This is a genomic window from Spirosoma pulveris, assembly GCF_054781875.1.
Window position 1 is genome coordinate 1,215,644 of the sequence record NZ_BAAGTO010000001.1, and the last position, 25,091, is coordinate 1,240,734.

Sequence of the window (25,091 nt, forward strand, 5' to 3'; positions counted from 1 at the left end):
GTTCCTATGCAAACGAAACAAACCGAACCGCAATTGACCCAAAGCCAACAAGCGATCGTTACCATTTCGGCCTTCATGGCCCAGGGTAAAATACCTCAGTTGACGAAAGCATTGAATGCGGGTCTGGACGCTGGCCTGACCATCAGCGAGGTTAAAGAAGTTCTGGTGCAGCTCTACGCGTATGCCGGATTCCCCCGCAGCCTGAACGCCCTGCAAGCGTTTATGGACGTGCTGAAAGAACGTAAGCAACGGGGTATCAATGACCCGGCAGGTAAAGAACCCTCACCCCTGCCGGCGGATCAAAACAGACGGCAGTTTGGCACGGACAATCAAACTAAGCTCATCGGAATGCCCGTAAAAGGGGGTCTTTTTGAGTTTGCACCGGCTATTGACCAGTTTCTGAAAGAACACCTGTTTGGTGCTATCTTCGGACGGGATAACCTGGACTGGAAAACCCGCGAACTGGCCACCATTTCGGCGCTCGCCAGTCTGGGTGGTGTTGACAGTCAATTACGCAGCCATTTGAATATCGGCTTGCATAACGGGCTCACCGAAGGAGAGCTTACGCACCTGGTTTCTATCATTCAAACCCGTGTTGGCGAAAAAGAAGGGGACGCAGCAAGCCAGGTATGGCGAGCGGTACGCCAGGAAAGAGCCGGAAACCCGTCGACGAAGTAACTAACTGAATGATGATTAAAGAGGTGCCAGAGAACTGGCAAACAGGTTAAGCCAAGCTCGAATTAGCTTTTTAATCACAGAGGCACAGAGGCCACAGAGGATTGAGTTCTCTGTGGCCTTTGTGCTTCTGTGATTAAAAAACTAACGTTGTTTAGTCAATTAATATCCCTGATTCTGCGGGAAAGTTGTCTTGTTGTTATACGTATCGATTTCCGACTGCGGAACCGGGTACAGGGTTCGGTAAGCAGGCATGGTGATCCCCGTTACTTTGATGGCTTCCACGGCCGTACCCGTCCGAATCAGATCGAACCAGCGGTCGTTCTCCAGCGCCAGTTCCAATCGGCGCTCGTTAATGACTGCCGTACGAAAAGCGTCTTTGGTGGCCAACTGCGTTCCGGTATAATTAGGAACACCCGCCCGCGTACGCACCAGATTGAGCGTCCGGAATGCCTCTCCATCGGCCTGATAACCCACTTCGTTCAGTGCTTCGGCATACAACAGCAGTACGTCGGCAAAGCGCAGCACCGGGAAGTCATTACCTACGTCGTTCGTACCTGACAGTTCATCGTAAAACTTCCGGGGTATAGCGTTGATACTGGTTGGCACCGGCACCTGAACTGTTAGCGGAAGCCGCTTATCGGTTGGCAGATAAGCCGCCCGCAGCGACGGTTCGATGTTGTCGCCAATGCTGGTGCCGTACCAGGAACCGTGTCCTTCGCCCTGTAAGCCGCCTTTTTTGAACTTCACCGCGAACAGTATCTCTGCATTGTTCTTGTTGCTAACCAGAAAGACATCGGCCACATTGGGCAGCAGCCGATAGGTGGTGCCGTTCACAACATCACGCAGGGTCGATACGGCCAGGTCGTACTTTTTCTCCGTCACATACACCTTGCCCAGCAATCCTTTGGCAGCACCGGACGTAGCCCGGCCAACGTCCACACCCGCATAGGTAGCAGGTAAACCGGCAGCCGCATCGGTCAGGTCTTTTTCAATGGCTGCGTAAATTTCGGTTACTTCGTTGCGCACATACGACCGGGCCTCGGTGGTTGAACCGGCTTTCAGCACGAGCGGCACTTTCCCCCACAACCGAACCAGGTTGAAGTACGACAACGCCCGGATAAACTGGGCCTCCCCTTTGTATCGGGCTTTCAGTGTCGCATCCATCGACACAGCGTCAATCTTGTCCAGAATCAGGTTGCAGCGGTTGATGCCGGTGTACAGACTTCCCCAGGTGTCGCGCAGGACCGAGTTTGTAGTTGGTTCAATAAATCGGTCGATATTATAACGCAGTCCGGCACTCGACGAGGGGTCGTTATCCAGAACATTATCACTTCGGGCCTCCACGATGGTGTTGTAATCGCCCCCGTACTGACTCGCACTCTGGAGCGCATCGTAAGCACCATTGACCGCGTTGCCGAAGTCGTTGGCTGTTTTATAAAAATTATCAGCGTTGGGCTGCGACAGCGGCTTTAAGTCTAGAAAGTCTTTCCGGCAAGCCGAAAGCCCGATAATGAAGGCTAGTAAAACGGTTATCTTTTTCATAACTAAGGCTAGAAGGATAAGTTGATGCCAACCGAAGTTGTGCGGGGCAATGGATACGTGCCATAATCCTCTCCCGACGACAGCGCGCTGTCGGGGCGGCTGTTTACCTCTGGGTTGTAGCCGAGGTATTTGGTGAAGGTGAACGGGTTTTGGGTGGTCACATACAGGCGGGCGCGGCTCAGACGAATTTTCTGAAGCAGGGCCGTTGGCAGCGCATACCCGAGTGTAATGGTCCGAATACGCACATACGAGCCACTTTCAATGTGCCAGGTCGAGATTTCGCCATTGGAGCCGGAGGCCAGACGGTTCGCCCGGTTCACCAGCCCATTCCCCGGATTATCGGGCGACTGCCAGCGGTCCAGCGCGCCCCGGAACAGGTTGCCATTACCCTCCATGTTGTAGATGTAACGTCGGATCAGGTTCAGGATTTTATGCCCCTGAACGCCCTGAATGGCAACGCCCAGATCGAAGCCCCGGTAGGCGAAGTTGTTGGTAAACCCAAACGTGTATTTCGGGAAGTAGCTGCCCGTAACGGCCCGGTCGCTGCTGAAGTCAATTTTACCGTCGCCGTTGTTGTCCCTGAATTTAAAATCGCCGGGGCGGGTGGTCGTGGTATGAGGATAGGCGTCTATTTCGGCCTGATTTTTAAACACACCATCGTTGATCATCGTATAATACTCGCCAATAGGTCGGCCAATCTGAGTGATAAACTGTGCACCCGCCACACCACCGGCCACAATGATCGGATCGCCGGAAGGCCCCAGCGCGATCACTTTGTTGCGGTTGGCGGCTATGTTGGCACTGGCCTCCCAGCGGAAACGCCCGAACGTCTGACGGGTTCCCAGTGTAAGTTCAACACCCTGGTTGTTGACTTTACCAATATTCTGCAACTCGGTACTGAAGCCCGACGCACGCGGAACGGGCACGTTCAACAATAGATCGGAGGTGTTGGCGTGGTAGTAATCGAAGGTCAGGTTCAGCTTGTTACGCAGGAAACTCACGTCGAAACCCACATCGAACATGGCCGTTTTCTCCCATTTCAGCTTGTCGTTGGCCGAGTTGGTGGGCGCTAACCCGCTCACAATGGTTTCGGGGCCGAGAATGTAGTTCTGATAGCCCAGCAAACTCACCGAGCCATAATTTGGAATCTGGAAATTACCCGTCAGACCGTAGCTGGCACGCAGCTTTAGATCGCTCAGCCAGGTGGCTGATTTCAGAAACGTTTCCTGGGAGACATTCCAGCCCGCCGACACCGACGGGAAATACCCCCAGCGGTTCGCTCGCCCAAAGCGCGACGACCCATCGGCCCGAATAGCAGCCGACAGCAGGTATTTCCCGTTGTAATCGTACTGAACCCGACCAATGTAGGAGAGCAATGACCACTCCTGAATATCCGAACTCCCGGACGAAACCTGACCGGCGTTGAGCGTCTGGACTAAGTCATTGGGGAAGTTGGTGGCCGTTAATTCATTGGCCACCCGCCTGTCCTTCTGCGACGAGAAACCCGCCAGTGCCGAGACATTGTGCACCCCGAACGACCGGTTGTAGTTCAGCGTATTTTCGACCAGCCAGTTCACGAAGTTTTGGGCTCTGGAAAAGCCCGTTGGCACGGACGGCCCTTTCCGGTCGCGGATTTCAAGCGTCGATGGTCGGTAATAATCGCGTTGAAAACTGTTGATATCAGCCCCCAGGCTCAGTCTGTACGATAATCCTTTCAGAATATCGTACTGCGCATACGTATTGCCCAATACCCGCAGCTGGCTCAATTTATCGCTCACCTGGTTGGCAATTGCCACCGGGTTCAGAATCGATGTGGCGCCGTACCCCCAGCCGTTATTGCCGAAATTATAGGAGCCGTCGGCGTTATACACCGGAAAAATCGGGGCCATCTGCAACGCCAGACCCACTACCCCTTCGCCCAGGTAGGGACCTTCGGCCTTAATGAGATCGTGGTATGAATAGGTTGGATTCAGGTTGACCCCTACCGTAAGCCGGCCACTTTTCACGTCGACATTTGCCCTGGCACTGTACCGTTTAAAACCCGAGTTGATAACCACCCCACGCTGATCGAGGTAGTTTCCCGATACGTAGAACTTTACATTTTCTTTCCCACCCGAAACTGAAATCGTGTGATTCTGAATTGGTGCCGACCGGAAGATGGCATCCTGCCAGTCGGTATTTGTCAGGCCCGGCTGCCCGGAAAGGTAGGGCACAATTTCGGGTTGAATAAGTGTACTGGGTGCCCCTACCCCTTTAGTCCGGATATCATTCGAATCGGTTGGTTTGCCAGTTGGATTCCGGTCGATATAGGCATTATTCTTAGCTTCGTAGCTCAGTTGGGCATACTCATAGGCATTGAGCATATCGATCTTCCTGGACACCTGCTGAATGCCAAGGTAAGAGTCGTAGCTCACCACCGTTTTGCCTTCCTTACCCCGCTTGGTAGTCAGAAGTACAACCCCATTGGAACCGCGGGAGCCATAGATGGCCGCTGCCGATGCATCTTTAAGCACTTCAATACTCTCGATATCATCGGTATTGAGCGTGCTTAGTACGTTGATCGGGTTGTCGGGAAACTGCGTGTTGGTACCGCCCGTTGCAAATTTGGTATCGCGCGAGAGCGGAATCCCGTCTACCACATACAGCGGATCGTTACCCGCACTGATGGAGCCCGTACCCCGCACCCGAATAGACAGCGCAGCACCCGGCGCACCGGACGTTTGCGTGACCGTTACCCCGGCAATCTTTGCTGCCAGCGCCTGATCGAAACTGGCCACTGGCTGGTTAGCCAGATCTTTCGCTTTTACAGAGCCAATGGCGGTAGTGACATCGCGCCGGTTTTGCACCCCGTACCCGACTACTATCACTTCACTCAGCGCGTTATCTGAACTACTCAGCTTCGCGTCGACCACGCTGCGATTGCCAACCGTAACTTCAGCGGGTTGATAGCCAATGAACGAAAAAATCAGCACTTTCCCTGTGGCAGGTAACGAAATCTGGTATTGTCCAGCCGCATTGGTAGTTGCCCCAACGTTGGTTCCCTTAACCTGAACAGTTGTACCAGCCATAGCCTCACCGGTAGTGGCATCGGTTACGGTACCTGTAATGGTGGATTGCGCATAACTAAGCTGTACGGCGAACAAAAATAGAGGAACGAGCAGCCACTTCCATCGTCTGTTCCTGGCATAATCAGGTAATGAATTCATCATAACGAGTTAGTTTAATAGATCTATCAGCGCTCCGGATTTAGTTAAAACACAATGAATTGGGTCAACTTGTCAGAACAGCGTCTTACAATAATATCTATAACTCGCTTATTTTCGGGGTATTTCCCACTTAAAATATAGTTTATATATTTTTACCTATTTTTTCTATAAAAAATAACATATTCAGATATATATAACTGTTACTCGAGAGGCAGCAATGGTCAAACGGTAGTGAGGCAACAAACTCTGTTAGCTTCGTTTGAAAGTAAGTGTCCCAAGCTGCTCCCCCTGCTGTGAAGTAGCTACTCGTTGACTATAGCTATATAAATAGAGTTCCCATGACTTACGAAAAGTACCTCGACGCGGATGCAGCTGTTCACACAGTTGGCGGAGCGGTATTTATTAAGTTAGTAGTTACCCACTGGCTTCGCTATGAAATAGCGGTAAAATCAGCCTGGTTTCATTTACGCTTGCGGGCCTCTTTGGTCATCATATACAATAGCAGGATCAGACATATAGGAAACAAAAAAAATGAATCTATATATCCGAACAGGCTAAACGGCATTAATATCCCAGCCACGAGCAATGTAATTAACAAAGATTTAGGCATGATAAGTACCCTGTAGGACGGTGTAGGCGTTGGTTAAAGGTAAATCAAACGGGTTGTTTGCTATTCGTTTTTTATATAGACGGCAATCATAATCCATATACGTGCTTATTAGCCCTACGCCTGCCACCTTGTCATTCCGGAAAAATAAACAGCACTTAAGGTCAGTAACGGCCACTCGTTTCCTCTTGATGTTCTGTGCAAAACTCATCTAAAATAATTAATCACTCTACATTTTACATGTGCCATTTTTAAACAATATAGACACTATTAAGGTATTAAATGATTTTTTTGATAACTTTTAGTACTTCAATAGAGTAGATAGAGTAAATTTTACCATATAATCAGTTTTGTTGGTATACATTGTACTCAACATGCATTAACCTATATCTTTGGATGAGTTTAGTATGCTATCTATATAGACTAATGGGCAAGAGAAAATATAAATCCCGCAAAGTGTATTCTGATCAGAATCAGCACTTGTCGATCATAACCTTTGAGCAGTTACTGGCTCATTATAGAAAAAAGGTTTGGGAGCTGGCCATAACGCCTACCCTTATAGGTTCCGATTCGTACGCGAATTGACAGACAGCCAACTCCAGTTGAAGGGCCTTCGGAAGACTGAGCAAAGGCACTTAAAATTGAATTACGCGCTCATAAATCAAGGGTAAGCTGGCCATTTTCAGGACGCTCGCCCGACTGTAGATTTGATAACGACACGCCCAGCAGTCGAATACCTTTAGGTAGCGGAAACAAAGTGGTTAGCAGATCAACGGCAATCTGGGTCAGCATAGTTTTACTGGAAAGTATACCCAATGTTGTGCGACTGCGTGTAATCTGCTCAAAATCGGCGTACTTCACTTTCAGCGTGAGGGTTCTTCCCCGCACGGATGTTCGTTCGCAATAACTCCAGACACTATCGACCAGCGGAATCAACTGATCAATCAATTGGTCCTGTTCCGTTAAATCGTCAGCAAACGTATTTTCGGACCCAACCGATTTACGAATTCGGTTGGGGGTTACCGGCCGGTGGTCAATTGCCCGTGCAATACAGTAATAATGATGACCCACTTTACCAAAATGCCGGGTTAGAAATGCTTCGGTCTGCCCCCGCAAATCCAAACCGGTAAAGATGCCAAGCTGATTCATCTTTTCGGCGGTGACGCGCCCGATGCCATGAAACTGACCGACCGTTAATCCCTCCACAAACCCCGGTCCCTGTTGCGGCTTGATCACATACAAGCCATCTGGTTTTCGGTAATCAGACGCTAGTTTAGCCAGAAATTTATTGTACGAAACACCCGCTGATGCGGTTAGGAGGGTCTCCTGTTTAATTTGCTCTTTGATGAGTTGGGCAATCTGGGTAGCCGATGAGTTTTCCGGTAAGTTATCCGTAACATCCAGATACGCTTCGTCCAGCGAAAGCGGTTCTATCTGGTCGGTATGACGGGCGAAAATAGACCTAATCTGATTGGAAACGGCTTTATAAACGTCAAACCGGGGTTTAACGAACACTAAATCAGGGCACTTTCGCAGGGCAATAGACGAGGCCATGGCCGACCGGACACCAAACTGTCGGGCTTCATAACTGGCCGCGGCCACCACCCCGCGCTGCCGGGATCCCCCAACGGCCAGTGGCCTGTTTCGTAATTCAGGATTATCCCGCTGCTCAACGGATGCATAAAAAGCATCCATGTCGATGTGAATAATCTTTCTATTATCTGGCTGCTTCACAACTCGCTCCCTAAAGAACGCTAATTTACGACCTTAGCCGGTTCCATTCCGCATTCACTAACCTATTTGAATGATCGAATTCAAACGAACTTAATTACCAGTTCGCTCGCCGAAGTTTATCCGGCTCCACAAGCCGTATGCCTGCGCTACTCATTTCAATCAGTCCATCATGCTTGAATTCGGTCAGAATCCGAATCAGGGACTCCGTCGCCGTACCAATTACAGCTGCCAGATCGTCGCGGGATAGCTGTATTGGCGGTACCGGCTCACCGTCTGGCGAAGTGCCCAGCCGCAGGAGTGTATCGGCTACCCGACGGCGCAGTGAGCTGTAGGCCATACTCAGCAACTGTTCCTCTTTACCACTGATATGGCCCGCCAGCATATGGACAAACTGACGCCCGGCTTCGGGCTGTATGGCCAGAATCTGCAAAAATTCGTTTTTAGGAATGTAGATCAGCTCCGAATCATCCAGTGTAACCGCAGAATCCGAATAATTTATATTCTCCAGCAGTGCCCGGTAACCGATGAAACTGTTCGGGCCGAAAAGATCGGTTACCAGTTCCTTCCCATCGTTGCTGGTGCGGACAATTTTCACCCGTCCGCTTTTTAGAAAATAAAGCCGCGTCGGTTCATCTCCATCGCTGTAGATAAACTGCTTTTTGGGTACCCGGTGCAACTTACGATTAGCAATCAGCGCCTGAAACCATCCATTTGTGGGTGCCTCCACAGCTGAACGCCCTGGTCCCTCCTCTCCCGTACCGCTATCTGACAACAGCATAGTAAATCGGTTTAGCCGACTCTCAATGGCACTCAGTAGCTCACTTTCGCTGAACGGCTTAGTCAGGTAGTCATCGGCTCCCAATTCCATACCCCGCCGGAAATCATCGCGCTCCGATTTTGCGGTCAGAAAAATAAATGGAATACCGGTAAGAGCGGGGTTTTTATTAACGATATGCAAAACGCCATATCCATCCAGCACGGGCATCATAATATCGCAGATGATAAGATCGGGACGGTCGACAAGCGCGAGTTCAACCCCTACTTTACCGTTATTGGCCGTTAGGACCCGGTAACCGGAGAGCTCCAGAATTTCAGCCGTATTTTCACGGATTATATCATTATCTTCAATTAGCAGAATAGTTTTCATGGGGGAGTAAAATAGTTACGGTCGTTCCTTCACCTAACTGGCTTGACAGTTCAATTGACCCATTCAACAGTTCGATGTACTTGGCAACGATATGAAGGCCTAGGCCGGTACCTGCGAAATTGGTGGCATTCTTAGCGCGAAAAAAGCGTTCAAACAGCCGCTTTTGATCGTCTTCCGATATCCCGATTCCTTCGTCACTGACGATTATTTGTACACCATTAGCCCGGACGTTCACTTTTAACTCAACTGTTTTATCTTCAGCTGAGTACTTGATGGCATTCGACAGGAGGTTTACGATTATCTTCCGAATTAGGGATTTGTCCGTCAGAACGGGTTCCGGACAGTTGAAGTCGGTTTGAATTCGCTGACCTTTTTTCAGCATATCCTCCAAATCGGCCATGGCCTCATTCAGTATTCTGGGTAGCTCAACCCACGACTTTCTGGGCTCGATACGCCCTTCTTCCAGCCTGCCGACCGATAGAAACTCCTCGAGAATATCGTTCATGTGGTTAACAGAGGCCCGAATTCGTTGAATGTGACGGAGCCGCTTTTCCTGCTGGTTAACGTCGGGGTATTTTTCAACCAGCGATGCCGATGTGAGAATAGCGCTTAGGGGCGTTCTAAATTCGTGAGAAGCCATCGATACAAAGCGAGATTTTAGCTCGCCCAGCTCACGCTCGGTATCCAAGGCCTTTGCCAGCTCGTTTTTGGACAGTTCCAGTTGGTTTAATGTCGCCATGAGGGCGCTCGTCCGGTTAACTACCTTTTGTTCCAGTTCACTGTTTAACTGCTCAATTCGGCTTTTCTGTTCAAGCAGAGCATATTCAGCATCCTTTTTAAAAGTGATGTCGAGAATATAAGCGACTACAAATAAGGATTCCGCCTGGCGGAAATAGCTAAGACTTATCTCGGCAGGGAAAACGGTATCGTCCTTACGACGGGCGTACAGATCACGGCCGTGGCCCATGGCCCGGACTTGCGGATCGGCCAAAAAATTGGCCCGCAACTGTTTGTGCCGGCTGGTAAGGGTTGAAGGTACCAGGGCATCGATACTTAGGCTACTCATCTCGCCCGGCTCATAACCAAAGAGATTATGTGCAAACTGGTTTGCCGACATGATACTCCCCTGTTCATTGGAAACAATGATTGCGATGGTAGCATGCGAAAAAACAGCCTCAAACGAGTCGCCTGACATACAGTTTTCTAGTTTCGGAATACAAAGTAAGTACCTGGTCAGGCTACGTACCTGAGTAGAATCAGCTTTTAGACTGATCTATCTCAACAACCGTCATTTTAGAAACCATCAATTTTACATTCATCAACCGGCAAATTGTTATGTTAACTCATTCTGCACTGCCAAAACCGGCATCCCAACGACCTGTTCTGCTGGTAGTCTCGCCTTCAGGAGTGGGAAAGTGGGCTGAAGTAGATCAGGTAATGGAAAGAATTCGGACAGGATTGGATCCAGCGGTTCAGATTATGCGAATTACGGATACGACCCACCCTGAGGTTGTGCGAAGCTTTAATTTTAACGCCTTACCAGCTTTTGTCCTGTTACAACAGGGACAGGAATTGTGGTGGCACACAGGACAGATTGATAGTCCCGATATTTTTCACGAATTGTATCAACAGGTCGAAATCGTCCTACATAAAACCATTAAAGGCTCTCAAGCATGACACACACTGCTCAAACGATCCCTGTAAGTTTACCCATCACGACTACCAGCTGTCATCAGGATAATCAGCACTGGAAACAGATTATCCGGCAACAGGAAGAAGAAATCCTTCAGCTTCGTGCTCTTTTGCACGATGTCATGGAACAGCACAACTGCCGTAGTCTTCGGTATGATGCCGTCGATTATGACCAGGCTTTGAATCACCTTCAGGGAGACATTAATCAGCTTCGACGGAATATAATCTGCGAAAGCAACGAGTGCATCTATCACTCAAAAAATACGGCCTGCAAAGACACCCGATTTGGTCTCTCGGCTACTATTGAGCGCCATGCCACGCATGTCATCAACGAATTTACGCGGGTTAAAGACGGCTGCCTGCAATTTTTATCGGGCATGATGAGCCTCAATCTACTTTAATTCAACAAGTTACCTTATAAACATAAATCAGGGGAGAAGCCAGTATATTTACTGGCTTCTCCCCTGATTTATGTTTGACTGGCTGGGTTACGCCAACCATTTGCCATCCTTGTGGTACCCCGCCCGTGCCACTTCGTTTTAGTTGGAAGCAGGCTTATCAGGAAGCTCTTTCGGCAGATCGCAACCGGCAGATATGTTTGTCTGAAAAATTGGCGGATAATCGCTTTCTTCGTACAAACAGTTAATCCGATTAACCTTTGCCTGCAACTATGATGGACATAACACAGGTTTTCGAAAAGAATAAAAAGTGGATTTCCGAAAAGCTGGCTGTCGATGAGAATTATTTCTCGGATCTGTCGAAAGGCCAGCACCCGGAATGCCTTTACATTGGCTGTAGCGACAGTCGGGTAACGGCTGAAGATTTGATGGGAGTACAACCGGGAGAGGTATTCGTTCACCGCAATATTGCCAATCTGGTTGTTAGTACCGACAACAACATTAATGCCGTCGTGCAATATGCGGTCGAGTATTTACAGGTAAAACACATTATCGTGTGTGGCCATTATGAGTGTGGTGGTGTCAAAGCAGCGATGAATCCCAGCGATATGGGCCAACTGAACAGCTGGCTGCAAACCTTGCGGGATGTGTACCGCTTTCATCAGAAAGAACTGGACTCGATCTCGGACTATCAGCAAAAATTCGATAGGCTCGTCGAACTCAATGTGAAGGAGCAGTGCATCAATATTATTAAAATTGACCACGTACAACGAGCCTGGTACAAAAATGGGGTTCCCCAAATTCATGGCTGGGTATTCGATGTTCGAACGGGAAGGCTCATCGACCTCAAGCTAAATCTGGTCGACGAGTTTTCCAGCATCCGGAAAATTTACGACCTCAAGCCTGCCGGGTAAATGATCGAGTGGATTTGTAGTGAGGTAATATGTTTAAAAAGCACCTGACCATCCACCGGCGTTCCTTACGAACATCGGCTTTTGGTTAGGTGCTTTTGTTTGCCATTTAGGGTTGGCTCACCTGGAAAGGGACGGAATAGTCGGTAATGGGTAATATTAGCTGGCCAGGAAATTAACAGCCTGTTTCAGAACGCGTTCGTTATGATTTTCGGGATCGTTGTAGGAGCGCTCACCTACTTCGATAGTCAGTTCTTTGCCAATCAATTGCTTGGTATCGAGTTCTTTTCCTTCCTGAGCAGAGATACCTACCATGTCGAATAAGCTAATGATAGCTGGCATACCCGCCTGCGACTGGTAGAACCGGTGCGATACATAGCCGTCTTCGTTTTCGAAACGAACCGCAAAAAATGGAATCCCTTTATATTCACTGGTACCTTCTTCAATATCCGTGATGGTAACCTGCTGCCGACCATCTTCTAGCAAGGTCTTATCCTGACCTTTCTCTACTGCAATTTTCATAGCGTTGAGTGTATGTTTTATCTATATCATATAACTGATAGCATTATCATTTGTTTATAATCTGCGCAAAGAAATTCAGAGATTTCATGGATGTAACGGCTAAATCGCTCAAGAACAATCTAGTAGTTACTATATTTTAGTTATATTATAATAGCTCAGAAAATGTGAAAATAACAGTGTATCAGGCATGAAAGGCATGGCAAACCCTGACACTGGAAAAAGAAGCCCACTGTGCAGGTACGATGAAAAACAATACCTTTGGTCTTATGGAAAATACACCCGATCTCCAGCCCGGGACTGAGAATCAGCCTTCACCTCAGCTCATTTGGCTTGAGAGAGCCAACGATTTCCTGGAAACCTGCGACCGCATCTCGACAGGCTACGAAAGCGGGCTTTATTGGGACGATGTGCAACGGGCTCTACGCATTGCCGCCGGATTGGAAAAGTGGCCCGACTGAGTCAGGCCACTTCGTTAAAATCAATGAGCTAGTAACCACTCCCGCACGCGCGGATTGAAGTCGTCGATACACTCCCAATGGAAGGCATGACCCGCGTCGTCATATAGATGCAATTCGCTGTTTGGAATAGCAGCTGCTACCTCCTCGGTCATCCAGACGGGGGTAAAAATATCTTTTCGGCCACCTATCACCAGACAGGGCTTGTCTATTGAGGGTAAATCGGCCAGGGTATTGTGCGTGATACAGGCTTCAGCCTGGCCCTCCAGACCGTGTAACGGCTGTGGCATGGGATCGATGGCCGCCTGTTGCCGCCCGTCCAGTAAACCAGCAAAGGTAGCATCATCATCCCAACTACGTTTGGCGTAAATAAGGAATTGAATGTAGTTGGTAAATTCTTCGGGACGGAGCCGTGCTTTGATCGTAGCCATGTGCCGAAAGATGGCTTCGGCGGTACGGTCGCAGCGCGCCCACGGACATAACAGCACCAGCGAATGTACTTTATCAGGGTGTCTCAACGCTAACTGCTGGGCAATGGTACTGCCCATGGATACCCCCGCCACACGCACTTTACCCAGGCTGAGTTTATCGATCAGGCCGGCATAATCGTCGGCCATCTGAGCAGTTGTGTAAGGGCCTGCCGGTTTATCGGACCGGCCTACCCCCCGGTTATCACCCAGAATACAGCGAAAGTGATGCTGCCAGTCGTCGGCATGTTTCGCCCACACGGAGCCAGGGGCGGTGATGCCCATTATCAATAGCAGCGGCTCACCACTCCCGCACTCTTCGTAATATAAATTGATGCCGTTGGTTTCTACGTAAGGCATATTATTTGTAACATTTTGTGGTGTCAGGTGTAAGCACCTAACACCACTATATTACTTAAGTACTCAACTAATTACTAGACCGATGGAAGCAACGTTTCATACACCCAGCGGCCATCGTGAAGGGTAACCCCGTCAGGGTCGTCCATGGCTTCGGGGCCTTCGTCTTCGCAGATGATCCAGCCGTCGTATTCCTGCTCGATCAGCCACTTCGTAATACTCACGAAATCAACCTTCCCCTTCCCCAGCAAGGCAAATTCAGGTTCTCCATTCCAGTCTTTATAATGGACCAGATTGATGAGCGACGCGTATTCCTTCATCTTGGTCAGCGGGTCCATACCGCCATTGATAAGGTGCCCCACGTCCGGTGTCCAGCCCGTTACCGATGCATCCAGCGATTCGAGGATAACCCGGTAATCTTCTTCCGTGCGCGTAATGGACGAATGCGGGGAATTGGGGTGGAAGCTACAAGGCACTCCCTGATCCACCGCCCGGCGCGATACGCGGTTGACGATGTTGACCAGATTCCGTCGGCGGGTTTCGAGTTCGTGCCGCCCCGTTGGCTTCTGGACAGTGCAGAGCAACGCCCCCGGAAAATGCTTCAGCAGGGCAATGGCCCGGTCGGCTTCGTAGCGTTCCTGTTCGGTTTCTTCGGTGCCGTTCCAGTCGAGGGCGAGAGCGATCGCGGCTAATTCAACCCCCTGCTCGGTAAGTTTATGACCCAAACTTTCCGGATCAGGCAGATCACCCATCCAGTTGAAGATGGGCTCGATACCCGCAAAACCCGCCTGCGCCGTAATGTCGATCATGTGCCCCTGCCGGTTGGCGTGGGTCAGACCGTTGTTATTCATGAACCAGGTATACGCTTCGGCACCAAAGCGAAAAGAAACAGGTGTAGGCATAGTTATGCGTTAGTGTATTTAGCCTGCATGGCTTTGATGAACTTGAGACCATTTTCCGCAATGTCCCACGGTTTGCTGAACTCCCGCCAGACGTTGATGGAATTGGCAAAATTGATGTCGTTGCGGGTAAACGCTTCGATGGTCATCCATCCGGAATAATTAAGTTCGGAGAGCGTCCGAAAGGTATCATCCCAGGGGATATGCCCATCACCGGGGGTACCCCGGTCGTTTTCGCTGATGTGTACGTGGGCCAGCAACGGAGCAATGGTCTTCAGCGCGTCGGGGAAGTGTTTTTCTTCCATGTTGGCGTGGTGAGTATCGAACATGGCCCGTACATTGGGGTGATCTGCTTTACGCACCAGCTCGGCCAGTTGGCTCATGGTGTTGCAGAGGTAACACTCAAAGCGGTTGAGGGCTTCGGGTGCCAGGACGATATCAGCCTGTTTGGCATAATCGCCAACGGTATGCAGCACCTCCGCGCTGTAGGCGTACTCGTCGGGTTGCGGCTCACGTCGGGAGAACGTGGCAAAGGCCGAATGAAACGGCCCGCAGATGACCGTTGCCCCCAGCGCATGCGCCCGGTCGACTACACCTTTCAACTGAACAACCGCCTGTTCGCGCACTTTAGCCGATTCGCTGGCGGGATTCTCGTCCGGCCCGACAACGGTAACGCAGGTACTTTTCAGACCGAGTTGCTTCAGATGGTCGCCAAATTTTTGATAGACACTAACGTCCTGCTGGTCAATAAAACATTCAACGCCGTCGTACCCAATCGTTTTCAGCCGTTCGGCGATGGGGTTCATTTCTTCGGATATGGCGGCTGTCCAGACTAACAGATTGAAGCCAATCGGTGCCCATTGGCCAGCCGGCATACCCGATGCAGTGTTCGATAAAGACATAAAATAAAGCTATTATTTGTAGGCAATAGGTTAGCGCGAGAGTTCGACTTAACCGATTTCCCTTACTCCATTACTCAACCAAATTACTATTTCGTGCTGGCCGACTTAACCCCGTCTTCGGTACCCATTGGGTGCTCCTTGAGGAGTTGCGTTGGCGTATAGAAATCCACTTTCCGTTCCGTAGCAGCACGGACTTTCTTCACCGTTGCTGGGCTGACGGCCGAGGCTTTGTTTCCAAACGCATTTCGAACGTAGGTCAGCACGGCGGCTATTTCATTGTCCTTCAGCAACCCGCCGAAGGGCGTCATGGGTACCTGTCCGGGGTAGTTTTTACCAGCCACTTCAATCGGCCCCATAATACCTTTCAGTACAATTTTGATCATTCGCTCTTCACTACCTGTTACCCAGGGCGTACCACTGAGGGGAGGGAATCCGGAAGCGGCCAGCCCTTTTCCATCGGGCTGATGACAGGTGGTGCAATAGCCTTCTTTGGCGTAAATCTGCTTTCCCAAATTGAACATGGCCAGTTCCTGCCCTTTCAGCGACGATACCTCCTGTACTTCTTTTTCTTTTGGCACGTTCATGTCTTTCAAGTGAGCCACCGCTGTTTTATGGGCGTGGATCATCCAGTCGTCGAGCGGTTTTTTCGCGGCTTCGGCCAAAATGGGCAGCCCTTTTTCCTTACCGATCCAGGAAGCGGCCACGATGGCATCAAGTCGTACGCGGCTATTTTCGTCACGGGCGGCCTGCATCAGCAAATCAGCCTGGTCGGGCACCTGATGGCCGGTGTAGCGAACCACCTGAACAGCAGCCGCCCGGGCGTGATAATCCTTCGCTTTCAGCAGCTGACGCAGCAGATTCTGGTCTACTTTGTCCATGCCCCAGCTCACCCAAAGGCCTTCCAGCAGATGGTGTTCGTAGCGGGGATCTTTTTTATCCAGTCCGGCAACCCAGGTTTTCAACTTAGCCAGCACCTCGGAGGCATTTCGACCCCGGAGTTCGCGCCGGGTGCGGTAACGGGTACGGTATTCAGGTAGTTTGAGGTTATCCAGCAAGGTTTCTACCGAGGCTCCGTCAATTTTAGCGGGTGTCACGAGCGGGCGCGACGGGTACGTAATCCGGTACACCCGACCCCGCGAATGGTCGCGCAGGGGGTCGCGGGCGTTGTGCTGCATGTGCCCGATGAGGATATTGTGCCAGTCGATCAGGTACAGCGACCCATCGGGCGCAAACTCCATATCGACGGGCCGGAAATTCCGGTCTTCGCTTACAACCAGATCCATCCGGTGCTTGCTTTTATAGCCTGTACCATCGTCAACCAGCGTATGCTCTTTCATACCGAGGAATCCAATGGTATTGTTGATCAGAAAATCACCCTGCAGCTCGTCGGGGAAGTGACGGCTGGAGACGAATTCCAGACCGGACGTTGGCCGCACGCGGTGAGCTTCTTCGATCAACTGCACCGATTTGTGGGTGGCTTCCCCGTAGCGCGGCAATACTGTGCCGGGCATCATCCACCGAACATCGGGGCTGGATGTTTCGGCAAAGAAGGGCTGTCCCCAATCGTCGAAGGCTATTCCCCACGGGTTCGGAATTGAAAGCTGAGCCGTCCGTTCCAGTTTGTGCAACTGAGGAGCGTAGCGGTAAAAACCACCATTGGTCGCCCGAACCGGACCGTACGACGTTTCGACATTGGTGTGCAGGAAAACGCCCTCACCCGAATAAATAGCCCCGGATGGATCGACGGTAAAGGCGTGGCTGTTGTGGTGGGTGTCGTGGTCGTCATAGCCGCTCATTAGGATTTCACTCTTATCGGCCTTATCGTCCCCGTTGGTGTCGGTAAACAGTTTGAGGTTTGGGCCCTGCGAGATGTACACCCCTTCTTTGGCGATCTCAAACCCGAGCGGCAGGTGCAGATGGTCGGCAAAAACGGTTTGCTTATCGGCTTTCCCGTCGTTGTTGGTATCTTCCAGGATCAGGATTTTGTCGTTCGGCTTGGGATCGCCGGGTTTATAGTGCGGGTAACTCGGCATGGCCGCCACCCAGAGACGCCCTTTGTTGTCGAACGACATCTGCATGGGTTTTGCCAGATCAGGAAACTCCTCTTCCGACGCAAAAAGCTCAATTTTATAGCCCTGCGGGACTTTCAGTTTACTCAAGGCTTCTTTTCCGCTGAGGTAAGTCAGACTCCCGTTTTTCTCCGGATTGAAATTGGTTTTCACCTCGGGCAGTTTCCGGGTACGCGCATCGGCAGCGGCAATATCAATCGTCTGCCCTTTGGTAGCGGCCAGCCAGACGGCCGTGTCCCGAATGGCGGTCATCTGCCGGATCTTCTCGATTTCCGCCGGATAGTTATCAGGGCCAAACGGATTGTAGCGACGCCCGTAGACGTGAACGCCGTTGGGGATTTTATAATCGTTGTGCCACATCCAGTTTTTCTCCATCACCGTCTCGTGTATCAGCTTCCGATTGGATTCGGCCTTGGGAGCCGCTTTACCGAAAAGCTGATCGGCCAGCAAAAGCCCGAGCTTTTTATAGCCTTCCTCGTTCAGTTGGGAGCCGTCGATGGTTAGTGGCTCTTTGGTGGTATTGTACCACTGCTGCGACGGCGTGAAGGCATCGACAAACAATACCTTATTCTGCTCGGCCACTTCCTTCATGGCTTTGGTATAGAGCAGGATGTTGGCGTTCTCTTTTTTACCATTGGGCAGGTCGAGGGTAGCCGATAGATCTTCGAAGGCAATGGGCGACACGATGGCCAGTTGCGGGGCCGTTTTGCCGTTGTACTTCTGGCTCAGCGTGTGTTTAATAAACGCGTCCAGTTCGGCTTTGTAGTTGGCCAGACCGGCGGGTCCCTGGAAGGACTCATTATAGCCGAAGAACGAAATTATAATATCGGTTTTGAGCCGGGTCAGCCATTGATCGGGTGATTCGAACTCGCCCTGGCTATCAGACGGGTTGGCGTACTCGGTCTGGAACTTCTCGGCACCCGGAAACGCCCAGGGGGAGAACCGGCTCGAACGGGGCCTGAAACCGGGGGTATCACCTGGGTCGCACATGTTGCGGATGTACAGCATACTGTCCGGGTAGCGAACCTGCATTTCGGTTTCAAACTGCCCGTAGTTCATCATCCTCGACCCCAGGTTATTGCCAATCAGCATAATGTGGGCCTCCTTTTTGAGCTTCAGCGAATCCGATGCGTAGAACTTAAATGCGCTGATACCCAGCCCTAACAGGCCCAGTAAGGCAAGCATCGCGTAGATATTGGTTTTCCTGCTAACAAAAGCTTTCATAGAAGTTAGGATTTACTGGGATGGCCATAAGGAACGTCAATCGCTAATTTACCTTTCCACTTTTTGGGAATTGGCTTGCCAAGCTCCCAGTGAATAGCGTTGATAATCAGGCGCTGGAACGACTCCACCTGAAAATCTTCGGGATGACCCAGGGTCGTCATAAAGGCTTTGCCGCCCCACTGGTTTTTCCAGGTCCAGGCAACGGGGTTATCGATGGCCTCTTTATCCGGGTTAACCGATTTACCCATGAGCAGGGGCACGGCTCCCTTTGCCGGATAATCGGGCAAGACGCGGTAGAGCCAGGAAGCCACATGAAAGGATGGGGCTACACCCGTTAGAATCGGATTTTTGGCTGCTTCGGGAATAACGGTCACATCGGTCGTGCTTTTGTGTCCGTAGTGCGTGTGCTTCGCGGCTCCACCCCAGCCCGGAGGAGCCCCAAAGGCAAACTCCCCGAACGCGTTCCAGCGTTTGCGATCGTCGCCGTCAGGGTAGTTGAAGGCGTGTGTTGTGGTTCGAAAGCCCATAACCGGTTTCCCTGACTTCAGGTAATCGTCGATGTACTGAAGCTGCTCCTTGGGCAACAGACGCCAGCGCAGAAAGAAAACAGCCAGATCGGCCTCTTTCAGAGCTTCCAGACCGGGAATGTCCTTTTCCGCATTGTAGTCGGGATAGGCTTTCAGGACTTTCGTCCGCATTCCGTAGTTTTTTTCCAGCTCCTCGGCAATGTACGGCAGTGTCAGTTCACCACTGTACTCATGGTCGCCGGTAACAAATACCACGTACGGTTTGTCCGCTTTTTTACCGGTCAATTTCGAATGGCTGGCAAGGACTTCACCAATACTCAGGGTGCCAAGTGCCAGCAGGCCGGCAGCGTGTTGTAGAAAATCTCGGCGGTTGTTTTTCATGCGGGGCTGTTGGGTTGTAGCGGGTCAGGCTTCTAGTCTAAGGACGTTCAATACAAAATTTACTTACCTGCCAGTGGGTAATGTTAACCAAGCGATACCATGGCTTTGATGACGCCATTGGCGGGGTCCAGCCAGCTATCGAACTCGCGTACAATCTGATCGAAACCAACGCGGTGCGTAATGTAGGTAGTTGGCTTAACCAGCCCTGCTTTCATCGAGGCAATGACATGGTCGAAGTCGGCGCGGGTGGCGTTGCGGCTGCTCATGAGCGTAGCCTCCCGCTTGTGCAGTTCCGGGTGACTCACACTGATGTCACCTTTCTGCAAGCCCACCAGCACATACCGTCCCGTATGCGCCAGGTACGAAAAGGCCGTATTAATGGCGCGTAAGCTGCCGGTGGCGTCGATGACAACCGTAGGCATATCGCCGTTGGTGATAGCCGCCAATTGCTCCATAACATCCGGCGACTGTGCGTTGATGGTATGATGAACGCCCAGTTGCGTTCGGCAAAAGTCCAGCCGACCCGCGTTAATGTCCAGTGCAATGACCGTTCCACCGGCTATCCGGGCGAACTCCATTGTTCCTAAGCCAATGGGCCCCGCACCAACAACAAGTACGTTTTCGCCCGGCTGGACATCGGCCCGACGAACACCATGCGCTCCAATCGACAGGGGTTCTACCAGCGCCAGCTCATCATGCGATAGGCCCTGTCCATGCACCAGCGTGTGTACCGGAACGGAATAATATTCGACCATACCGCCGTCGATATGCACGCCAACGGTCTGCAAACGAACGCAGCAGTTTGGCTTTCCGGTGCGGCAGGCAATGCAATACCCACAGTTGAAATAAGGCAGAAAGGTAACGGCCTCACCTACCGAAAAACCGGGGGCATCGTCTGCATCGACCAGATCGGCAGCCAGTTCGTGGCCCAGAATACGGGGATACGTAAAATAAGGTTGAGTGCCCTCAAACGCGTGCAAATCGGTTCCACAGATGCCAATCCGTCTGATCTTGAGAAGGGCATGTCCCGGCTTAAGGTCCGGCTTTTGCACTTGCTGATACGCCAGTTGTCGGGGCGTTACACACACTACTGAATCCATCATAACAGGGTTAATATTTATATAAAGGAACTGACCCGAACGAAAACGTCGGGCTGCTCTCTCTTTATTAATGCGACACCGCCAGTTTCACGTTGGTTACGGTGCTGTTCTTTAGCGCGAAATAGAAGACGACCAGGAAGCAAAGTGCCGGTACGACATAAGCGATCTGAATAGTCGTCAGGTCGGAGATACGGCCCATGATGACCGGAAATACGGCCCCGCCCACAATGGCCATGATAACCAGCGACGACCCGATTTTCGTTTTCGACCCCAGCCCCCGGATGCTCAATGCGAAAATGGTTGGGAACATGATCGACATAAAGAACTCGACACCCACCAGCGCGTAAATCGGTATCATGCCCTCCGTGACGATGGCGAACCCGAGCAAGATCACATTAATGATGCTATAAATGGCCAACAAACGCGGTGGTGCGATGAACCGCATGAGGTAAGTACCAAAAAACCGACCGATCATAAACGCCAGCAATGACCCGGATAAATACAGAGCCGCCGTTTTTTCGTCTACTCCCGCTACTTTGTCGGAGAATCGAATAAAGAAACTACTGATGCATACCTGAGCGCCCACGTAGAAAAACTGCGCCACAACGCCCAGGACCAGGTTTTTCTCGCTCAGGACAGAGCCTGATGCCTGTTCCGGCGTGTCCTCTTCATCAATAATATCCGGCAATGGGGTGCGCCAAAGGACAATCGCGACAATTAATACGACAATACCGATGATCAGAAAAGGGACTTCCACCGATGCGGCTTCCTGACTCAGATACGTATCGAGTTGCCCCGGCGACATGGCCGTTTGCTCCTGTTCCGTCAGGTTTTTGCCCGACAGGATAAACGTACCACCCATGAGCGGGGCCAGAAAAGCGGCCAGTCCGTTGAACGACTGAGCGAAGTTCAGCCGTTGCGTGGCGGTGTCGCTATCTCCCAGTACGGTAATGTAAGGGTTAGCAGCCGTTTCCAGCAGTGTGAGTCCACTGGCAATGATGAACAGGGCTACCAGAAAAAACCCAAACATCCGTTGTTCGGCTGCGGGGTAAAAGAGAAAAGTGCCAAAGGCAAAGAGCAGCAGGCCGAGCGTAATCCCGGATTTATAGCCGTACCGTTTCATGAAAAGGCCCGCTGGCAGTGCCATCAGAAAATAAGCGATGTACGAAGCCGAGTCGATTAGTGCCGATTGCAGATCGCTGAGCTGACAGGCTTTTTTAAGGTGCGGAATCAGAATCGGGTTTAAGTTGAGCGCAAATCCCCACAGAAAAAACAGGGAAGTAATTAAAATGATAGCCAGGCGGGTCTTACGGTCAGACATAGGTAGAAACGAAAATAAGGGTGATTTCGGAATCAATCCCGCATATTGAACAATACAAAGGAAAAGTATTTACGAATAAGGATACTAGCAATAATTATCCAATAAGTAAGGGATATTAACCTTATACCGGAAGATAGAAGCCAGTTGATGTATATTTCTCACCATGAAGACCCATCTGTTTACGCTTTGAATTGAACCAGCCTGGTCGTCCAGTATCAGGCGTCAAACATTATCAATTGACGAAGGGCAGGCTAACCCTTCATAACGTCTATACTTAGCTGCGTAAGACCGGATAGTTGGAGACTGCTCGCTACCAGTTTATAAACCAGAAATGGCGGACTCAAAAGCCCGCCATTTCTGGTTTACAAAACCCTGCTCCTCCACGGTGTTGACCATAGTCTGTGACTACGGTCGGGGGTTATCCGGTCTCCGACCAGTATAGCTTCAGTGGTGTTTGGTATGAGGACCTAACACCATCTGTTAACCTCTCCGTTTCCGGATAAGATATACCAATCTGGTCGGAAACCGGATAACCCACCGATATCGTCATAAACGAGGCTTCTAAAACCTCACCGGTCAGGCTAAAGAAGCTAACCGCACATGAATACCCTACTTCATACTCAAAACGGGCTTTTTGTACGTAGCGGTGCGGGCATCCTGAATGACGCCTTTCCAGTTCAGACCGAAGCCAAAATCGTAGGTATTACCTTCCGAATCTTTATAGGCGGTCATGTCGCGGGGGACGTCTTCAGCCTGGGTTTCCACCGTTTTCATGTCAGCGGGGAATTGCATGGGCAGGAGTGCGGAGGGCTCATGAGCGCCCGTCATGATCTCCAGTAAGGCCTGGTCCTGCACGCCAAAATGCGCCAGAATGGCGTTCGACTGCGCTTCGAACTCCTTCGCCACCGTTGGATTGGATACCTGAAGGGCCACAATAACCGGCTTGCCCTTCATTTTGGCGTAGGTTTCGGTAACCATCGTCAGGTCGCTGCTGTTAATGGTCTTCGCCGTTTTGCCGGCATACGTCCGGTTGGTGAACTTCTCCATCGGATCGCCACCCGCAATACTTGGGTTGCGGGTGTCCTGAGCGGTATAGTCGCCGTACTGCAAACTTACCGGAACGTAGCCCGTCCCGCCCGCCTTGGCCTGTTCCGAATCGTACCCGCCCCCCGAATTCGGACTTTGGATAAAGACCAGTGCGTAATCGGCTTCGGCCGGGTTGTCGGTCACGGTAAAGTATTTTTTGATGACAGCCAGATTGACCGGGTATTCCAGTTTTTCGGGCGTTTGCATCCCCAGAAAATTGCGCCCCGCTGGCGTGAACCGCTTGGGAATGTAAACGGTCTTCCCTTTGGTGAGGGGTAATGCCTTTGCCTTGTTCTTGAGCATCACCACCGATTCCAACTGTGCCTGATACCCGGCTTTCATGAACTCGGGCGTACCCACGGCTTTCTGCGATACCTGCGGATCCAGGTAGGGATTTTCGAAAAGCCCAACGCGGAAGATATTCTTCAGCAATCGCACCGCCGACTGTTCGAATCGGGTGCGCATAAACGATTCGCCATGCTCTTTAACGCCCATCTGATACGCGTCGGTAACGGGTTTTGCTTCGTTGTTGCCGCCAAACTGGTCGACACCGTTCATCAGGATTTTGTAGTGCCGCTCCGCAACGGACAACTTCTCGACACCCCAGGATTTACCCGTCAGGAACACATCGACAGCCGTTTCATCGGCGGTGATGAGCCAGTCAGTGCAGACGACGCCATCGTATTTGTACTTCGTCCGCAACAGATCGTGGATGATGTATTTGTTGTAGCTGTTGCCCACATTTTCGCCGTACTTTTTGTCCTGGTTGTAGGAGATGGTGTAGTACGGCATTACGGCCGACGCCATGCCCGTTTTGCCTTTCAGTTTGAAGGCTCCGTTGAGGAACGGCATGAAGTGCGTCTGGAAGTTATTGCCGGGATAAACCGCGTATTTACCGTACCCATAGTGTGCATCCCGGCCCCCTTCGCCCGAGCCACCACCCGGCCAGTGTTTTACCATGGCGTTGACACTGGCGTAGCCCCACCCGCCGGTGATCTCATTGGCACCAGTTGAGGTTTGAAAGCCGTCGATGTACGCACGGGCCATGTCCGTTGCCAGATTGGGATCTTCGCCGAACGTACCACTGGCCCGGTTCCAGCGGGGGTCGGTGGCGAGGTCGACTTGTGGCGAGAGGGCCGTAGCAATGCCCAAAGCCCGGTATTCCGTAGCGGCAATCTGACCGAATTTCTGCACAAGTTGAGGGTTGAACGTAGCGGCCAGTCCCAGCGAGCCCGGCCACATGGAAATAGCGCCACCCGCCCCGGCATTGTATTCGGCATCGGCGCGGGTGCCGTGCCGGGGGTCGGAGCTGCTGTTTATTGGAATACCCACGCCCAGCCCTTCGACTAGTGCCTGTGCGTTGTTGTTCCAGACGGCAGCCGCTTCCGGGCTTTGAACCGAGGTAATGAGCACGTGCCGGAGGTTATCTTTTGTCAGAAACTCCCGTTGCTGGTCCGACAGATCAGACACATTGGCTCCGCTCTGCGCAAAGATTTTGCCGTTATAGGTGCCCGCAAACGGTCCCCCAGCTGCAGCCGGAATGGGCTGGTGTCTGCTGTACAGCATTAATCCGGCAATCTGTTCGACGCTGAGTTTGGCCGCCAGATCTTTAGCCCGAACCTCGACCGGCAAACGCCAGTCTTCGTATTTATCCAGCTTCCCGTTCTTATTCAGGTCCTTGAACGCAAAGCCTTTGTCAGACAGCAATTTAACACCCGATATGGGCGAATAGCCGAGCGTTTGACCGCCTTTGTTCGTCACTTTTACCCAGTTGCCCGTCTTGCTCTCGGTCCAGTTTTGACCGAATGTGACGGAGACCGTGAGCAGGCTGAGTAAACCGATACTGATTCTCTTTTTTCTCATAGT

Annotated in this window: 19 protein-coding genes; 5 read left to right on the forward strand and 14 right to left on the reverse strand. The window is 51.2% G+C overall.

Going from position 1 to position 25,091, the window contains the following annotated elements:
* Positions 1-6 precede the first annotated feature (6 nt).
* The gene (locus tag ACYVJM_RS05000; protein ID WP_461147096.1) at positions 7-678 is read left to right on the forward strand and encodes a carboxymuconolactone decarboxylase family protein; all 672 of its coding nucleotides are present in this window, start codon (positions 7-9) and stop codon (positions 676-678) included.
* A 159-nt stretch (positions 679-837) separates the two neighbouring features.
* Here ACYVJM_RS05000 and ACYVJM_RS05005 read toward each other — a convergent pair whose 3' ends face one another.
* From ACYVJM_RS05005 to ACYVJM_RS05025, 5 genes are all read right to left on the reverse strand, one after another.
* Positions 838-2,220 (reverse strand): RagB/SusD family nutrient uptake outer membrane protein, encoded by a 1,383-nt coding sequence (locus ACYVJM_RS05005; RefSeq protein ID WP_461147097.1) that lies wholly within the window; start codon positions 2,218-2,220, stop codon positions 838-840.
* A gap of 8 nt (positions 2,221-2,228) precedes the next feature.
* Positions 2,229-5,429, reverse strand: a complete 3,201-nt coding sequence (locus tag ACYVJM_RS05010) for a SusC/RagA family TonB-linked outer membrane protein (protein ID WP_461147098.1) — start codon at positions 5,427-5,429, stop codon at positions 2,229-2,231.
* Positions 5,430-6,687: 1,258 nt separating this feature from the next.
* Positions 6,688-7,767 (reverse strand): DNA polymerase IV, encoded by a 1,080-nt coding sequence (gene dinB / locus ACYVJM_RS05015; protein WP_461147099.1) that lies wholly within the window; start codon positions 7,765-7,767, stop codon positions 6,688-6,690.
* Between the two features lie 94 nt (positions 7,768-7,861).
* Entirely contained in the window at positions 7,862-8,914 is a 1,053-nt protein-coding gene (locus ACYVJM_RS05020; RefSeq protein WP_461147100.1) for a response regulator, read from the reverse strand.
* Positions 8,892-10,109 carry a PAS domain-containing sensor histidine kinase gene (locus ACYVJM_RS05025; protein WP_461147101.1) on the reverse strand — a complete coding sequence of 406 codons (1,218 nt, stop codon included), beginning with the start codon at positions 10,107-10,109 and terminating at the stop codon, positions 8,892-8,894. The genes ACYVJM_RS05020 and ACYVJM_RS05025 overlap by 23 nt, the downstream gene beginning before the upstream one ends.
* A 140-nt stretch (positions 10,110-10,249) precedes the next feature.
* Here ACYVJM_RS05025 and ACYVJM_RS05030 point away from each other — a divergent pair, with 140 nt between their 5' ends.
* The 3 genes from ACYVJM_RS05030 (at position 10,250) to ACYVJM_RS05040 (ending at position 11,918) form a co-directional block, all read left to right on the forward strand.
* Positions 10,250-10,591: a thioredoxin domain-containing protein gene (locus tag ACYVJM_RS05030; RefSeq protein ID WP_461147102.1), complete on the forward strand. Its 342-nt coding sequence runs from the start codon at positions 10,250-10,252 to the stop codon at positions 10,589-10,591.
* The gene (locus ACYVJM_RS05035; protein ID WP_461147103.1) at positions 10,588-11,007 is read left to right on the forward strand and encodes a hypothetical protein; all 420 of its coding nucleotides are present in this window, start codon (positions 10,588-10,590) and stop codon (positions 11,005-11,007) included. The genes ACYVJM_RS05030 and ACYVJM_RS05035 overlap by 4 nt, the downstream gene beginning before the upstream one ends.
* 269 nt (positions 11,008-11,276) lie before the next feature.
* Positions 11,277-11,918, forward strand: a complete 642-nt coding sequence (locus tag ACYVJM_RS05040) for a carbonic anhydrase (protein ID WP_461147104.1) — start codon at positions 11,277-11,279, stop codon at positions 11,916-11,918.
* A 156-nt stretch (positions 11,919-12,074) separates the two neighbouring features.
* Here ACYVJM_RS05040 and ACYVJM_RS05045 read toward each other — a convergent pair whose 3' ends face one another.
* On the reverse strand, positions 12,075-12,437 hold the full coding sequence (locus tag ACYVJM_RS05045; protein WP_461147105.1) for a hypothetical protein: 363 nt from the start codon (positions 12,435-12,437) through the stop codon (positions 12,075-12,077).
* A gap of 266 nt (positions 12,438-12,703) precedes the next feature.
* On the opposite strand from ACYVJM_RS05045, the gene ACYVJM_RS05050 reads away from it, so the two are divergent.
* A complete protein-coding gene (locus ACYVJM_RS05050) occupies positions 12,704-12,895 on the forward strand; it encodes a hypothetical protein (RefSeq protein WP_461147106.1) in 192 nt (63 codons plus the stop codon).
* A 20-nt stretch (positions 12,896-12,915) separates the two neighbouring features.
* Here the strand turns inward: ACYVJM_RS05050 and ACYVJM_RS05055 are convergent, their stop codons facing one another.
* From ACYVJM_RS05055 to ACYVJM_RS05090, 8 genes are all read right to left on the reverse strand, one after another.
* The gene (locus tag ACYVJM_RS05055) at positions 12,916-13,719 is read right to left on the reverse strand and encodes an alpha/beta fold hydrolase (RefSeq protein ID WP_461147107.1); all 804 of its coding nucleotides are present in this window, start codon (positions 13,717-13,719) and stop codon (positions 12,916-12,918) included.
* A 74-nt stretch (positions 13,720-13,793) separates the two neighbouring features.
* Positions 13,794-14,618 (reverse strand): sugar phosphate isomerase/epimerase family protein, encoded by an 825-nt coding sequence (locus ACYVJM_RS05060; RefSeq protein WP_461147108.1) that lies wholly within the window; start codon positions 14,616-14,618, stop codon positions 13,794-13,796.
* Between the two features lie 2 nt (positions 14,619-14,620).
* Positions 14,621-15,517, reverse strand: coding sequence for a sugar phosphate isomerase/epimerase family protein (locus ACYVJM_RS05065; protein WP_461147109.1), 897 nt, complete (start codon positions 15,515-15,517; stop codon positions 14,621-14,623).
* An 86-nt stretch (positions 15,518-15,603) separates the two neighbouring features.
* Positions 15,604-18,810 carry a PVC-type heme-binding CxxCH protein gene (locus ACYVJM_RS05070; protein WP_461147110.1) on the reverse strand — a complete coding sequence of 1,069 codons (3,207 nt, stop codon included), beginning with the start codon at positions 18,808-18,810 and terminating at the stop codon, positions 15,604-15,606.
* Between the two features lie 5 nt (positions 18,811-18,815).
* A complete protein-coding gene (locus ACYVJM_RS05075) occupies positions 18,816-19,718 on the reverse strand; it encodes a ThuA domain-containing protein (RefSeq protein ID WP_461147111.1) in 903 nt (300 codons plus the stop codon).
* Positions 19,719-19,801: 83 nt separating this feature from the next.
* Positions 19,802-20,818, reverse strand: a complete 1,017-nt coding sequence (locus ACYVJM_RS05080; RefSeq protein WP_461147733.1) for a zinc-binding alcohol dehydrogenase family protein — start codon at positions 20,816-20,818, stop codon at positions 19,802-19,804.
* A gap of 67 nt (positions 20,819-20,885) precedes the next feature.
* The gene (gene fucP, locus ACYVJM_RS05085) at positions 20,886-22,139 is read right to left on the reverse strand and encodes an L-fucose:H+ symporter permease (protein WP_461147112.1); all 1,254 of its coding nucleotides are present in this window, start codon (positions 22,137-22,139) and stop codon (positions 20,886-20,888) included.
* Between the two features lie 609 nt (positions 22,140-22,748).
* A complete protein-coding gene (locus tag ACYVJM_RS05090) occupies positions 22,749-25,088 on the reverse strand; it encodes a glycoside hydrolase family 3 protein (protein WP_461147113.1) in 2,340 nt (779 codons plus the stop codon).
* Between the last annotated feature and the right edge of the window lie 3 nt (positions 25,089-25,091).

What these genes read in the sequence shown, in the direction of transcription:
- ACYVJM_RS05025 (WP_461147101.1), bottom strand. Translation starts at nt 10,109, where the DNA reads ATGTCAGGCGACTCGTTTGAGGCTGTTTTTTCGCATGCTACCATCGCA.
- fucP (WP_461147112.1), bottom strand. Translation starts at nt 22,139, where the DNA reads ATGTCTGACCGTAAGACCCGCCTGGCTATCATTTTAATTACTTCCCTG.
- ACYVJM_RS05060 (WP_461147108.1), bottom strand. Translation starts at nt 14,618, where the DNA reads ATGCCTACACCTGTTTCTTTTCGCTTTGGTGCCGAAGCGTATACCTGG.
- ACYVJM_RS05010 (WP_461147098.1), bottom strand. Translation starts at nt 5,429, where the DNA reads ATGATGAATTCATTACCTGATTATGCCAGGAACAGACGATGGAAGTGG.
- ACYVJM_RS05000 (WP_461147096.1), top strand. Translation starts at nt 7, where the DNA reads ATGCAAACGAAACAAACCGAACCGCAATTGACCCAAAGCCAACAAGCG.
- ACYVJM_RS05070 (WP_461147110.1), bottom strand. Translation starts at nt 18,810, where the DNA reads ATGAAAGCTTTTGTTAGCAGGAAAACCAATATCTACGCGATGCTTGCC.
- ACYVJM_RS05055 (WP_461147107.1), bottom strand. Translation starts at nt 13,719, where the DNA reads ATGCCTTACGTAGAAACCAACGGCATCAATTTATATTACGAAGAGTGC.
- ACYVJM_RS05080 (WP_461147733.1), bottom strand. Translation starts at nt 20,818, where the DNA reads ATGGATTCAGTAGTGTGTGTAACGCCCCGACAACTGGCGTATCAGCAA.
- ACYVJM_RS05005 (WP_461147097.1), bottom strand. Translation starts at nt 2,220, where the DNA reads ATGAAAAAGATAACCGTTTTACTAGCCTTCATTATCGGGCTTTCGGCT.
- ACYVJM_RS05035 (WP_461147103.1), top strand. Translation starts at nt 10,588, where the DNA reads ATGACACACACTGCTCAAACGATCCCTGTAAGTTTACCCATCACGACT.
- ACYVJM_RS05040 (WP_461147104.1), top strand. Translation starts at nt 11,277, where the DNA reads ATGATGGACATAACACAGGTTTTCGAAAAGAATAAAAAGTGGATTTCC.
- ACYVJM_RS05075 (WP_461147111.1), bottom strand. Translation starts at nt 19,718, where the DNA reads ATGAAAAACAACCGCCGAGATTTTCTACAACACGCTGCCGGCCTGCTG.
- ACYVJM_RS05065 (WP_461147109.1), bottom strand. Translation starts at nt 15,517, where the DNA reads ATGTCTTTATCGAACACTGCATCGGGTATGCCGGCTGGCCAATGGGCA.
- ACYVJM_RS05030 (WP_461147102.1), top strand. Translation starts at nt 10,250, where the DNA reads ATGTTAACTCATTCTGCACTGCCAAAACCGGCATCCCAACGACCTGTT.
- ACYVJM_RS05020 (WP_461147100.1), bottom strand. Translation starts at nt 8,914, where the DNA reads ATGAAAACTATTCTGCTAATTGAAGATAATGATATAATCCGTGAAAAT.
- ACYVJM_RS05045 (WP_461147105.1), bottom strand. Translation starts at nt 12,437, where the DNA reads ATGAAAATTGCAGTAGAGAAAGGTCAGGATAAGACCTTGCTAGAAGAT.
- ACYVJM_RS05050 (WP_461147106.1), top strand. Translation starts at nt 12,704, where the DNA reads ATGGAAAATACACCCGATCTCCAGCCCGGGACTGAGAATCAGCCTTCA.
- ACYVJM_RS05090 (WP_461147113.1), bottom strand. Translation starts at nt 25,088, where the DNA reads ATGAGAAAAAAGAGAATCAGTATCGGTTTACTCAGCCTGCTCACGGTC.